10 protein-coding genes are annotated in these 13,779 nt (G+C 58.4%); 5 read left to right on the top strand and 5 right to left on the bottom strand.

Going from position 1 to position 13,779, the window contains the following annotated elements; all coding sequences use genetic code 11:
* Positions 1-134: 134 nt before the first annotated feature.
* The 3 genes from AUC60_RS13350 to AUC60_RS13340 all read right to left on the bottom strand — a co-directional run bounded on the left by AUC60_RS13350 (position 135) and on the right by AUC60_RS13340 (position 4,418).
* A complete protein-coding gene (locus AUC60_RS13350) occupies positions 135-1,325 on the bottom strand; it encodes an HlyD family secretion protein (protein WP_087267891.1) in 1,191 nt (396 codons plus the stop codon).
* Positions 1,322-3,001, bottom strand: coding sequence for an MFS transporter (locus AUC60_RS13345; RefSeq protein ID WP_167384346.1), 1,680 nt, complete (start codon positions 2,999-3,001; stop codon positions 1,322-1,324). The genes AUC60_RS13350 and AUC60_RS13345 overlap by 4 nt, the downstream gene beginning before the upstream one ends.
* A 241-nt stretch (positions 3,002-3,242) precedes the next feature.
* Complete coding sequence (locus AUC60_RS13340; protein ID WP_087267886.1) at positions 3,243-4,418, bottom strand: XdhC family protein; 1,176 nt, start codon at positions 4,416-4,418, stop codon at positions 3,243-3,245.
* Positions 4,419-4,614: 196 nt separating this feature from the next.
* Here AUC60_RS13340 and AUC60_RS13335 point away from each other — a divergent pair, with 196 nt between their 5' ends.
* Together AUC60_RS13335 and egtB are read left to right on the top strand one after the other, a co-directional pair.
* Positions 4,615-4,983 (top strand): DUF427 domain-containing protein, encoded by a 369-nt coding sequence (locus AUC60_RS13335; RefSeq protein WP_087267884.1) that lies wholly within the window; start codon positions 4,615-4,617, stop codon positions 4,981-4,983.
* A 129-nt stretch (positions 4,984-5,112) separates the two neighbouring features.
* Positions 5,113-7,263 carry an ergothioneine biosynthesis protein EgtB gene (gene egtB / locus AUC60_RS13330; RefSeq protein ID WP_087267881.1) on the top strand — a complete coding sequence of 717 codons (2,151 nt, stop codon included), beginning with the start codon at positions 5,113-5,115 and terminating at the stop codon, positions 7,261-7,263.
* On the opposite strand, the gene AUC60_RS13325 is transcribed toward egtB, so the two are convergent.
* Positions 7,260-8,465, bottom strand: coding sequence for an MFS transporter (locus AUC60_RS13325; protein ID WP_405624529.1), 1,206 nt, complete (start codon positions 8,463-8,465; stop codon positions 7,260-7,262). The genes egtB and AUC60_RS13325 overlap by 4 nt on opposite strands.
* A 272-nt stretch (positions 8,466-8,737) precedes the next feature.
* Between AUC60_RS13325 and AUC60_RS13320 the strand changes: the two genes are divergently transcribed.
* Positions 8,738-9,643 carry a LysR family transcriptional regulator gene (locus AUC60_RS13320; RefSeq protein ID WP_087267875.1) on the top strand — a complete coding sequence of 302 codons (906 nt, stop codon included), beginning with the start codon at positions 8,738-8,740 and terminating at the stop codon, positions 9,641-9,643.
* Here the strand turns inward: AUC60_RS13320 and AUC60_RS13315 are convergent.
* Entirely contained in the window at positions 9,631-11,247 is a 1,617-nt protein-coding gene (locus tag AUC60_RS13315) for an inorganic phosphate transporter (protein ID WP_087267873.1), read from the bottom strand. The two genes, AUC60_RS13320 and AUC60_RS13315, sit on opposite strands and share 13 nt — an antisense overlap.
* Before the next feature lie 370 nt (positions 11,248-11,617).
* Here AUC60_RS13315 and AUC60_RS13310 point away from each other — a divergent pair, with 370 nt between their 5' ends.
* Entirely contained in the window at positions 11,618-12,445 is an 828-nt protein-coding gene (locus tag AUC60_RS13310) for an aldo/keto reductase (protein ID WP_087267870.1), read from the top strand.
* 196 nt (positions 12,446-12,641) lie between these two features.
* Positions 12,642-13,664 carry a transporter gene (locus AUC60_RS13305; protein WP_087267867.1) on the top strand — a complete coding sequence of 341 codons (1,023 nt, stop codon included), beginning with the start codon at positions 12,642-12,644 and terminating at the stop codon, positions 13,662-13,664.
* Positions 13,665-13,779: the final 115 nt, after the last annotated feature.

Below are 13,779 nucleotides of genomic sequence, written 5' to 3'. Positions count from 1 at the left end.
TGGTGGGGCAAGAGCCTTTTGGTTACTTTTGGGCTCTATCAAAAGTGACGCGCTGTAAAAGCGCAACCAATGTCAGCCTTCACGGCAGAGACGGATATGTACACAAAAACATCTGCACGAAAAAATGAGCACCCTCAATCACCACCCGGATCCGCTGGCACCTCGCCGTCCTGACTCGTATCAATACTGACCACCACCGACATCCCCGGCCGCAAACGCTTCGCCAGAGGCTGGTTGGGTTCAACAATAATCCGCACCGGAATCCGCTGAGAAATCTTCACAAAGTTACCGGTGGCGTTGTCAGCCGGTAGCAAGCTGAACTCCGAGCCCGTAGCAGGGGAAATCCGCTGCACGCGGCCGTGCATTTTTTCATGACCCAGCGCATCCACAGTAAAAGTGACTGGCTGACCAAGACGCACATTAACCATCTGCGTTTCTTTCATATTGGCGACGACCCAAAGCCGGTCGGGTACAAGAGCCATCAACTGCGCGCCAGAGTTCACGTACGCCCCCAGACGCACGCCAATCTGCCCCAACTGGCCGTCACGCGGAGCCAGAACCCGCGTATTGCTCAGGTCAATGCGTGCCAGCTCGATAGCCGCTTCGGCATTGGCAACCGACGCCTCCAGAGAACCGCGATTGACGATCACGGTTTGCAGGTCTTCCTTGGCAATATCCAGCGCAGCGCGGGCTTCAGCTATTGCCGCCGTGGCCTGCGCATCGGCCGCGCGGCTGACGTCCAGTTCACTTTTCGACACGGAACCATCGGTGACCAGCGCCTGATTACGACGCAGGTCGGCCGCCGATTTTCGACCCTGAGCGATGCTGTTTTCCAAGGCAGCCTTGCGCTGTGCAATGGTCGCTTCGGCGCTCTTTCGCTGTTGCAGGTTGTTGGCCAGTGAAGCTTTCTGAATGCCCAGTTGCGCCAATGACTGATCCAGATGCTGGCGGTAGATCCGGTCATCCAGACGCACCAGCAGGTCGCCCTTCTTGACGAACTGGAAATCCTGCACCGGGACTTCGTAAACATAGCCGCTCAATTGCGGGCCAATGATCGTGGTCTGGCCCCTGACCAACGCGTTTTCAGTGCTTTCGATGGGGCTGCTGAACGGCGGCAATTGCCAGGCATAGAGCACGATCAAAATGCCGATCAGCGCAATGCTGGCAAAGATCACCGAGGAAATGATTCGGGTGCGGGACGAGCGCGGTTCACTGCTGGCCGGTGCGGCTGCCGGAGGTGGCGGCGGCCCTGATGATGCGGGTTGTTCAGTTGTCGAATTCGGCCCTGCTTCGGGCGATGCAGGAGGCTTGGTCGTGTCATTCATGAAGGTTGGGCGCCGCTGGAGTTAACGGAAGTAGAGTTCACCGTTGCAGGCGCTGTCGCTGCAAGCGGTTTTGTAGTCATTCTCAGCCAGGTCACGCGAATGGAAATCCAGACCATGGTCAGGACGGCAACCAGCGCGATCAGCATGAACACATCGTTGTAGGCCAGAATATTGGCCTCCCGGGTCGCAGTATTGGCGATGGCGCGTATCCCCAGATTAGTGCGCGTCGATGGATCTGCAATGGCTGAAGCGTAGCTGGCGCTGGAGCTTTGCAGGCGGGCCTGAACCTGAGGATTAATCAATGTCAGGTGCTCGACCAGAACGCTTGAGTGATATTTCTCGCGCACAATCTGGAATGTGCCAAACACTGCCGAGCCGATCAGCCCGCCGAGGTTTTGGGTGATACCGAACAGGACTGAAAAGCTGACCATATTGCGTGGGTTGGCAATCACGCTACTGATGCCCATCACCAGCGTCGGGCCCAGGAAAAATGTCCCGCCGAAGGCCAGCAGGAATTGGCTCAAGTACATGTTTGACTGCCGGGTAACGTTGGTCGAGCCGCTGTCCATCCAGGCTCCGATCGCGATCATTGCCAGTGAGATCAGCAGGGGTTTGATCAGGTGCTGCGGGTTGATCGTCAACGCACTGACTGCCAGCCCCGCGACACTGCCCAGCAACATCACGGCGTACAGCGAGTGCAGTTGTTGTGAGCCCATGTTCAGGGCTTGCAGGAAGCCGACCGCGCCAACTGACTGCTCCGACAGGACGACCCGAAACAGAATGACCGCCAGCCCCAGGCGCCAGATTGCACCGCTGCCCAGCCAGCGGGTGATCAACAGCGGGTTCTTGCGGTTATGTTCGATGGCCAGTCCGGCGCAAATAAGAGCGATCGACGCGGCCGATGCGAGACCGATCCAGGGTTTTTCCAGCCACCATTCGATGCGCCCCAGAGAAAGCACGGCGCAGAGCAGGGCAAAACCGGTGGAAAGCAGACCGAAAGTCAGGAAATCGAGTTTTTCGAACGCCTTGAAGCGATCCCCCGGCGGCAGCTTGAGCAGTAGCACGCAGCCAAGTGAAAGGAGCGCCATCCCCAGCTCGAATAGATAAAGGCCACGCCACTCGGCGATTTGCAGCAGGTCTTCGGAAACCAGCCGGGCCATGGGAATGGCCAGTTGCGCTGTGCCCAGGCCGAGCACCAGCGCTTTCAGTCGCCATTTCTGCGGGAAGGCCTGAATCATGTAATACAGGCCCAGGGTCGACAGGGCGGCGCCGACCATTCCGTGGGCTGCACGCACGGCGATCGCTGAATTCAAGTCATTGACGAACAGGTGGGCGAAGGTCACCAGCGCATAGAGCACCAGAAACAGCTCGGTAAAGGTTCTTAAACCGAATTGCTGACGAAACTTGACCAGCACCAGATTCATCGACACGTTGGTCATGACGTAAGCGGCGGGTAGCCAGGCCACCTCGGCAGTCGTCGCACCCAATGAGCCCTGCAGATAGGGCAGGTTGGCAACAACCAAGGCATTACCCAGTCCACCGGTCAGCGCGACAATCACCCCGACCAGTGCGAAGGCCCATCGTTTGCGCGTGGAATGCAACGGTGTGGACGGCGAACCCGGCATGGTCGGCCGTTCATGGGGAGCCCAGTCGCGTTGGGTGTATTTACTGCTCATGAGCCGGTATAGCCTTGTGGCAAGTCTGGGTTTTTATCGGGGTCAACACGTGGGAGCAGGGCCTGAAATTAATCCTGCTGCTCTCATCAAAAAATATAACAAACTGATTTTTAATACTTTTATGTAGGAGCGCACGAGCACCGCGAGGCTGCGATGGCGGTGTATCAGGCAGTACGCAATCGCTGCCTCGCGGTGCTCGTGAGCTCCTACATATCTGTAACGTTTAATGTTTCATTCGCCCCTAAGACCCACTCTTGAGCAGCCCCATCTCACCCGCCATCATCACATCCGCCGCATGAATGCTCGCTTCGCGATGCTTGAGCATCCCGCCGTTACGCTGATTGAGCACCGCATTGATTTCCGCCAGGATCGACAGCGCAACGCTTGCCGGAGTATCGCCACCCAGATCCAGACCTACCGGGTAATGCAGCGTCGCAAAAGCTGGCAGTTGACGCATCTCGCTGCTCATTTCGTCCAGCAGTCGTTCGGTCCTGCTGCGTGGGCCAAGCTGGCCGATGTAGCGCGGATTCAACGTCAGTACCTGGCCGAGCCAATGGCGATCCTGAGTGTAGCTGTGGGTCATGACCACCACGGCTGCATCGTCGACCAGTGCTTGCATCCCGGCGAAAGGCTGCAAGGGCAGGGCGTTGACTTGATCGGCCTCGGGGAAACGCTCCGGGCGGGCAAAGTGCGTGCGCGCGTCGATCACCGTGGTGTGCCAGCCTTGCAGGTGCGCCATGTTAACCAGTGGTACGGCATCATGCCCCGCACCAAAGATCACCAATCGGCGCGGTGCCGGGATGAATTCAAGCAGCACCTGAATCGATCCGGAGTGACCGTCGTAGTTGCGAATGGCTGACTTTTCGGCGGTGAGTACGGTTTGCAGGTCGGCGGCGATGGCCTGGCTGAGCAGTCGGTCGTGCATTTCCAGTTCAAGCGCGCCGTCTGTCCACAGCGCAACCCGCTCACCCACTGCGACCTGATGTTCACTTTCGGAGCTGATAACCGTCGCCAGTGCAGCGGGGCGCGAGGTGGCTTGCACCTGTTTCAACACGTTGATTGCCAGCGATGGACTCTGCGCACTGACTCGCTCGAACAGTATATGCACCGTACCGTTGCAGCCCAGCCCGAAGCTCAGTTCCGCGTCCTCCAGCTCATCGTCATCTTCACCTGTGCTGTAAGTGCGGAGCACCGGCTTGCCTGCGGCGGTCAGCCACCAGGCTTTTTTGCTGACATCGCTTTCCAGGCAACCGCCGCTGACCGTGCCAGTGGCGCTGCCAAGCTGGGGAATCACCATCCGCGCGCCGGGGCGTCGATAAGCCGAACCCTCGACCTTGACCACCGTCGCCATGACCGCGTCCTGCCCATCAGTATGAGCAAGGGACAAAGCCTCGAGCAGGCGGGATAAATCATTCATTACTAAACCTCGGAAATCTGTGTGCACAGCATAGAGTGTTCGGATGCAAGCTTGCCGAAAACGTTCAGTTTGCAGCTGTACAAGTCGGTTGGTCGAGGGTGGCTACACTGATTACGGCGCGACACATTCATTGCGTAGATTCCAAAGAGGTCTGCCATAAATACAAATCAACGCTGTCTGTGAAAGGGTCTGCACCATGAAAACCCCCGACTACGACCACCCCATTACCGTCACTTCCTGCAAGGGCACGGTCAGCGTGCTGTTCAAAGACACGCTGCTCGCCCGCAGCGAGCACGCACTGTTGCTCGAGGAAGCCAAATACCCGCCCGTTATCTACATACCCCGTTCGGATATACGGATTGAACATTACGTTAGAACCGAACATCAAACCCACTGCCCGTACAAAGGCGACGCCAATTATTTCAGCCTGGATATCCATGGGCTACGCATCCCGAACGCGGTCTGGACTTATGAGCATCCATATCGCGCCGTGGCGCAGCTCAAGAATCACGTAGCGTTTTACCCCGAGCGGGTGACCTTTGTGACACAGGTGCAGCATGGCTGAGGCAGTCCTTTTGGGCGGGAGCAGGTGGCCAGTGGACTCGTGTCCGTTTTCACCGGTTGCAACTAAACAAACGCTCGACGCCGCACTTCCTGAACAAACAGGCCGCGGCAACGCCGGAGATGCACACTGATGATCAGCCCCTCACGCGAGCCTCGCCAGATTCCTGCTGCCAACGAATTGCTTAAGCGCTACCAGAATGTGCGCAGCCGAACCCAAAGTCTGGCCGCGCCGCTGAGCGCCGAAGACATGGTGGTCCAGTCCATGCCCGATGCCAGCCCGGCAAAATGGCACATGGCGCACACCACATGGTTCTTCGAAACCTTTCTGCTTAGCGAAAACGTCCCGGGCTACGAGCCCTTCGATCCGGTTTTCGGTTACCTCTTCAACTCTTATTACGAAGCCGTCGGCCCGCGCCATCCCCGTCCGCAACGCGGTTTGATGACTCGTCCGGGGGTTGATCAGGTCATGGCCTATCGCGAACATGTCGATCAGCACATGGCCCGCCTGCTGCAACAGCCGCTGCCCCAGGCTTTGAGCAGCCTGATCGAACTGGGCCTGGCCCATGAAGAGCAGCATCAGGAATTGCTGCTGATGGACATCCTGCATCTGTTCAGCACGTCGTCCCTCAAGCCTGCTTACGACACCGCCTGGCCCAAAGATGCGGCTGGTCGACGTGGCCGCTACAAACCGCTCAAGGGCGGACTGACCGAGATCGGCCATCAAGGCGCCGACTTCGCTTTCGACAACGAAGGCCCGCGCCACACCACGTACTTACAGTCGTTCGAAATCAGTGATCGATTGGTCACTAATGGCGAGTGGCTGAAGTTCATCAATGCGGGTGGCTACAGTCAGGCCGGGCTATGGTTGTCCGAGGGCTGGACGATCGTCCAGGAAAACGCCTGGAACGCGCCGATGTACTGGCAGCACGATGAAACTCATGGGTGGCGGTGCATGACGTTGCGCGGCCTTGAGCCAATTGATCCGGACGCACCTGTCACCCACATCAGCTACTACGAAGCAGCAGCCTATGCGCATTGGGCTGATGCACGATTGCCTACTGAAGCTGAATGGGAGGCGGCGGTTGTGGCCGGTTTGCTGGAGCAGGTCGATGACGTTGCCTGGCAGTGGACCCAAAGCTCCTACAGCGCCTACCCGGGATTCCGTCCGGCAGCCAGCGCGGTGGGCGAATACAACGGCAAGTTCATGATCAACCAGATGGTGCTGCGCGGCGGGGCGAGCGTAACGTCGCCGAGCCATTCCCGGGCGACCTATCGCAACTTCTTCCATCCGGAAAAGCGCTGGGTGGTTTCCGGCCTGCGTCTGGCCAGAGACAGTCGGCAGCCGGGTGTGGTTAACCCCCACGACAGCGAGTTCGCGCGTGATGTGATTGGCGGGCTTTCTTCTCCGGTGAAAAACCTCTCGCCCAAATACTTTTACGATGCAGCGGGCTCGCAGCTGTTCGAGGCTATCTGCGAGACGCCGGAATACTATCCTACACGTGTCGAAACCCGGCTGCTGACCGACGTCGCCGCGCAAATGGCCGGGCTGATTCCGCAAGGTGCTGCTTTGGTAGAGTTCGGCAGTGGCGCCAGTGAGAAGACGTGTCTGCTGCTGGACGCTGCACCGCAGATCGCCGTTTACGTACCCATCGATATCAGCGCCAATGCCTTGAATCGGGCGGCGCATCAGCTCAGTAATAAATACCCGCATCTGACGGTGGCGCCGCAAGTCGACGATTTCACCCGTGCCTTGAAATTGCCAAGGGCCGCAGATGGTTTGCCTCGGGTCGGTTTCTTCCCCGGCTCTACCATTGGCAACTTCACCCCCGAGCAAGCGGTTAAGTTCCTGCGTTCTGCCCATAGCCTGCTGGGTGAAAACGCTCACTTTATTGTTGGCGTGGATCTGGTCAAAGAACCGGACACTTTGGTCGCGGCCTATGACGATGCTCAAGGTGTCACTGCACGCTTCAATAAAAACCTGTTGACCCGAATCAACCGCGAACTGGACGGCACCTTCAACGTCGATGACTTCGAGCATCTGGCGTTGTGGAATGCCGAGGACCTGCGCATGGAAATGCATCTGGTCAGTCGTGTGGAGCAAGTGGCCTCGGTGGCGGGACACACCTTCCACTTCGGCGTGGGCGAGCGGCTGCACACGGAGAACTCCCACAAGTTCACCGTGGAGTCATTCACCGCGCTGGCCGCCGCTGCGGGTTGGTCAGTGAGTCAGCATTGGGTGAGTGTTGCACCCGAAGTGGCGTTGTTCACCTTGCACGCCTAATTCTGTCTGGAAGAGGGGAAGCCAGCGCGATGGGTGCTGGCGCTGATCAGCAGTGCGCCGATCAATAGCAGGCAAACCAGCCAGTTGAAGGACTGCACGCCAAAGCTTTGCAGCAGTAAGCCGCCGGCCAGTCCGCCACCGGCAATACCCAGATTCCATACAGTGACGATCATCGATTGGCTGACATCGGCGGCGGCACCGCCGGTGATCGCCGACGCGGTCTGAAACAAGGTCGCTGCACCTCCGAATGCCACCCCCCAAACGATGACGTATAGATAAATCAGCTGACTACTTTCACCGCTAATTGCCCAAGCGATGGAGGTGAGCAGGAACAGCGCGATGCTGGACAACACCAGTTCACGAAGCCAGCGATCAATCAATACGCCTACCATCCAGATGCCCCCCAGCGCCGCTACGCCAAAAGCCAGCAACACGCGGTCGATCTGCCCGGATAAACCGGCGGGTTCCAGTAACGGAGCGATGTAGGTGTAGAGAATGTTGTGCGCCAGAACGAAGGTCAGGGTGGTGAACAACACTGGACGAATACCGGGCAGTACGAACACCTGACGGATCGACAGGCGTTGCTGCTGGGTCTGGCCAGGGAAGTCAGCCAGGCTCAGACGGGCCCAGATCACCAGGATCAGACTCAACACGCTCATGATTGCGAAGGCCCAGCGCCAACCGATGACTGAACCCAGTAGCGTCCCGGCCGGAATGCCGATGGACAGCGCCAACGGCGTTCCCACCATGGCCACCGCAATAGCGCGCCCACGTAAATGTTCAGGCACCAGGCGACTGGCGTAGCCGGCCAGCAGCGACCAGAGCAAGCCTGCGAAAACCCCAGCAAAAAACCGCGACCCCAGCGTCAGCCCGTAGTCATCCGAGAGCGCAGTGATGCTGTTGACCACGGCAAAACCGCCGATGGCAATCAACAGCAATGGCCGACGACGCCAGTTGCGGGTCAGGGCCGTTAGAGGAATGGCCGCCAGTAGCGAGCCCACGGCGTATACGGTGATCAATTGCCCCACCAAAGTGGGCGATACGTGCAGGTCTGCACTCATCAACGGCAGGAGTCCTGCAGGCAACGCCTCAGTGAGAATGGTCAGAAAACCCGCCATGGCCAAGGCCAGCAACGCCGTCCACGGCAGCCGCTCTGCGGTTGATCTTTCAATAAGGTCCAGCGTTTTGTCAGTCATAGCCATGAGCCCTGTTCGAAAGCGGGCTAGATTAGTTGGCTGTGGTTGGCGGAAAAACAGGCTAAGGTTCCGCTTATAGCGGACAGATGTGTCCGTAATCGATAGGCGGGAATCGTGGAGTTAGGCCTATTCCCTGTAGGAGCGCACGAGCATCGCGAGGCCGCGATAGCGCTCTGTCTGATACACCGCCATCGCGGCCTCGCGGTGCTCGTGCGCTCCTACAGATTTCGTGTCTGCTGCGCTGGGTCACCGTCTTCAAGCTTCAAGAGGAAAACAATCTGGACAGTCTCAGTGGTATCGCAATCTTCGTGCAGGTCGCACAGACGCGCAGCTTCACCGTTGCGGCCCGCACGCTGGAGGTTTCCTCCTCTGCGGTTGGCAAGAGCATTGCTCGGCTTGAGCAGCGTCTAGGCGTTCGCCTGTTTCATCGCAGCACACGCAGCATCACCCTGACAGCCGAAGGCTCACTGTTTCTTGAGCGGTGTCGGCGAATACTGGGAGAAGTCGAAGCAGCGGAACTTGAACTGTCGCATTTCACTGCCGAGCCCAGAGGCAAACTGCATATCAGCGTGCCGTTGCAAGACGGTTTGATGATGCCGGTATTGACCGCGTTCATGCGCCGCTACCCGGACATCGAGCTGGATATCGATCTGTCGGATCGCATGGTGGACATCATTGAGGAGGGTTTCGATGCGGTGATTCGTACCGGCACGCTGCAGGACTCGCGACTGACTTCGCGGCACCTTGGGGACTTTCGCCTGATGCTGGTTGCGTCGCCGGATTACTTGCAACGCTATGGCGTGCCTTCCACGCCCGGCGACTTGGCCGGGCATGTCGGTCTGCTGCACAAGTTTCCCGCCACCGGCAAAATCGAGCCCTGGCCATTGCGCAGTGTTGACGGCTTGCCTATTCAGGGCCTGAAAAAAGCCGCTACCTGCACCACCACCCATTCCCTGTATTACATGGCCAGACAGGGAATGGGGATCGCCTACCTTGCAGATTTTGTCGTCAATGACGCGTTGCAAAGCGGCGAACTGCAAGTTGTGCTGGAAGACTACACCCTCGGTCGCGGCACCCTCTGGATGCTCTGGCCCGCCAGTCAGCACGCATCCCCGAAATTGCGCGCCTTGATCGATTTTCTCATTGAGCACTTATTGCCAGCGCACGCTCATCAGAAGATTTGAGTGAACACCCAGTACAGCGACCCCGATAGCAAAATCGCAGCAGGCAGGGTCAACACCCAGGCCAGGGCCAGATTACGCAACGTCCGCAATTGCAGGCCCGAGCCGTTGGCGACCATTGAGCCCGCGACACCCGACGACAATACGTGTGTGGTCGATACCGGCAGGCCATACATATCTGCAGCGCCGATGGTCATCATGGCCACCACTTCCGCCGAAGCGCCTTGGGCGTAGGTCATGTGGGTCTTGCCGATCTTCTCGCCGACGGTGACCACGATGCGCCGCCAGCCCACCAGGGTGCCGAGGCCCAATGCGATGGCGACCGCGATCTTGACCCAGGTAGGAATGAAGCGTGTGGCGCTGTCGATCTGGTCCTTGAACAGCTTGAGCTTGTCCTGAGTATCAGCGTCGAAGTTGCCGACCTTGTTTTTCTCCATCAGGCGGATGGTTTCCGACGTCAGGTACATGTCGTTCCGCACGTTGGCCACTGCTTCGGCGGGGACTTTCGACAGCGAGCCGTAGCCTTTGACCTGAATACCTATCTTGCCTGCCATGACCGCCAGTGCCGGAATCAGCTCAGGCGTTTCCTGTTTGCTGACCAGGTACTGCGACAGCGTCTGGCGTGGGTCAGCAGGGGCGGGCAGCGGGGCGTTGCGGGTTAGCGCCTGTTGGGTGACTTCAGCAACGGCAGCAAACTGGATGGACTGGTCGGCGGGCATGGTGCGATTCAGTGCATAGGCCATCGGCAAGGTGCCGACCAGAATCAGCATGATCAAGCCCATACCTTTCTGGCCGTCGTTGGAGCCGTGGGCGAACGAAACGCCGGTGCACGTCACGATCAGCATGCCGCGAATCCACCACGGCGGTGGAGCGTTGCCTTCAGGTGCTTTGTACAGCGCGCGATTCTTGATGAACATACGCATCGCCAGCAGTAACAGCGCGGCAAAACCGAACCCGACCAAGGGAGACAGCAGCAACGAGTAACCGATTTTTGTCGCTTGGGACCAGTCAACACCGCTGGTGCCATCGCGACCGTGCATCAAGGCATTGGCGATGCCCACGCCGATGATCGAGCCGATCAGAGTGTGCGAAGACGAGGCGGGCAGCCCCAGCCACCACGTACCCAGGTTCCAGATGATCGCGGCGATCAGCAGGGCAAAAATCATCGCGAAGCCAGCGCCGGAGCCGACCTGCAAGATCAGCTCGACCGGCAGCAAGGCGATGATCGCAAACGCCACCGCTCCGCTGGAAAAAAGCACGCCGAGAAAGTTGAACAGCCCTGACCAGGCAACCGCAAAACCTGGCGGCAAAGAGTGGGTGTAAATCACCGTAGCGACAGCGTTGGCGGTGTCGTGGAAACCGTTGACGAACTCGAAACCCAAGGCAATCAGCAAGGCCACGCCTAACAACAGAAATGGCGTCCAGGTGGTCACCACGGTGCCCATGTCGTCCACGTCCTGCTTCAAGCTATAAGCGGTGAACAACAAGCCGGTGGCAAGAATGGCGAAGAAAATCACCATCGTCAGTGTGCTGGGCTTGCGGTGTAGCTGCGGCCTTGAGTTGCTGGCCTGCTCGAAGGAATCCGGTGCCAAGGTACTGGTTGCCATGGTGCTTGATCCTGTTGAAGAATGGATTTGCCCATATTCATTACAAAATGTTACCGGGTTGCTACACAGATCAATGATCCCGGTAATAGTCGGCGTTTTCAGATGATCGGCATGCACCAATAGCTCTCTTGATTTGGAATGCAATCCCGTGTGGGAGCCGGGCTCGCCCGCGATAAACGATAACGTGGTGTGTCTTCAAACCGCGTCTCATGTATCGCGGGCAAGCCCGGCTCCCACAGGAGGTCGCGTTTGATTTAAAGAATGCATGGACCTTCCAGGCCTCAGGCCCGGTTTTTGCTCATCGCAGTGAACCCTTTCCCGGTTCCACTGCCTCACTCCTCATCATTTAACTGACTTGCAGGCTTTCCTCATGCGCACTCTCGAATTAGCGGGCAAACAGGTTCCGGTTATTGGCCAGGGCACCTGGCACATGGGCGAGCGCCAGGACCTGCGCTCGGCCGAGATCCGCGCACTGTGTCAGGGCATTGAGCTGGGCATGAACCTGATCGACACCGCTGAAATGTATGCCGACGGCATCGCCGAACAAATCGTTGGTGAGGCCATTGCCGGGCAGCGCGACCGCGTGTTCGTGGTCAGCAAGGTTTACCCGCACAACGCCAGCCGCGCGGGAATTCCCGCTGCCTGCGAACGCAGCCTCAAGCGGATGAAAACCGATTACATCGATCTTTACCTGCTGCACTGGCCGGGCTCCTACCCGCTGGAAGAAACCGTTGAAGCCTTTGAACGTTTGCGTGAAGAGGGCAAGATCGGCCGCTGGGGTGTATCGAACTTCGACGTGCCTGACCTGCTGGAACTGAACAATCCGGCCTGCGCCACCAACCAGATTCTGTACAACCCGGAAGACCGTGCCATCGAGTTCGACCTGCTGCCTTGGGCACAGGCCAACAATTTGCCGACCATGGCGTACTGCCCGATTGGTCAGGGGCAGGCTGGTAACCTGCTGCATCACCCCGCACTGCACGAAATCGCTGCACGGCACAACGCGACCCCGGCGCAGATCAGCCTCGCGTGGGTATTGCGTCAGAGCAACATGATCGCGATCCCCAAGGCAGTCACGCCCAAACACATCGAGCTCAACGCCGCTGCGGCTGAGCTGGTCCTGACGCCGCAAGACCTCGCCGACATCGACAGAGCCTGGCCGGTGCCTAGCCGTAAATTGCCGTTGGCGATGGTTTAACGTCGTGGGACCGGCTTCAGCCGGGAAGAGTTCGGTACAGGCGATGCATTTGTATCGTTAGAAATATCGCCTTCCCGGCTAAAGCCGGTCCCACGGGAATGAATCGATAATGCAACAAATCTGCAACAACAGCTTGCCATGATGCGCACTTCGTCCCTTTGCCACGGACCCGGCGCATCACGGCCAGCGAGCATCCATGAACCAAAGCATCGTGCAGAACCACCAGGATTCAGACCTGTTCGGCCTGCTTTATGGCTTCAGTTTCAAACCCGGTGAAAGCGGCCGGGAAATCGGTTCTGCTGCGGCTCTGCACTGCCTGCACTCCAGCGACAGCGGGGGTGAGTTCATCTGGCTGCACCTGAATCTGGCCCATGCGGCGTGCGAACGCTGGATGAAAACCAACCTGCGCCTGCCAGAGGAATTCTTCGAAGCCTTGCATGAAGGGTCGCGTTCGACTCGCATCGAGCATGTGGACTCTGCGCTGCTGGCGGTGGTCAACGACGTGGTCTTCGACTTCAACATGTTGTCGACTGACATTTCGACTTTGTGGGTCTGCACTCATCACAACCTCCTCATCACGGCCCGACTGCATCCTTTGCGTTCAGTGGACAAGCTGCGTTCGTCGGTCAAGCGTGGCGAGCGGTTTCGTTCGCCGCTGGAATTACTGGTGCATCTGCTGCGCGATCAGGGTGAGGTGCTGACGCAGTTTCTGCGCAAGACCAGCCTGAGTGTCGACAAGATCGAAGACCAGTTGCTGTCGCAACGCTTGAGCAATAACCGTTCGGAGTTGGGGGCCATGCGTCGGGTGTTGGTGCGTCTGCAACGTCTGTTGGCGCTGGAGCCGGGTTCGCTGATGCGTCTGCTGCATCGCCCGCCTGACTGGTTGCTGGAAGCGGACGTCAAGGAATTGCGGCAATCGACGGAGGAATCGGCACTGGTGATCAGCGATTTGGTGGCGTTGGGTGAGCGCATCAAGTTGCTGCAGGAGGAAATCGCCGCGAATCTTAACGAGCAGAGCAGCCGGACGCTGTTTACGCTGACGGTGGTGACTGTGCTAGCGCTGCCAATCAATATTGTCGCGGGTTTCTTCGGGATGAATGTAGGTGGGATTCCGCTGGCGAGCGATCCGGAGGGGTTCTGGGTGTTGGTGGCGCTGGTGGCGACGTTTACGGTGATAGCGGGGCGGTGGGCGTTTCGCAAGAATCGGGATCAGGGGTAGGTTTTTGCGCTTTCGCGCGTTGGGTTTTTGAGTACATATCCGTTATTTAGGTGTTCTGGAATTATGGTTCCGCCCTTACGGCGGGTCACTTTTGATGGAGCGCAAAAGTAACCAT

It is taken from the genome of Pseudomonas caspiana (assembly GCF_002158995.1).
Classification (GTDB): domain Bacteria; phylum Pseudomonadota; class Gammaproteobacteria; order Pseudomonadales; family Pseudomonadaceae; genus Aquipseudomonas; species Aquipseudomonas caspiana.
This window is presented reverse-complemented; position numbering and strand designations above follow the sequence as displayed.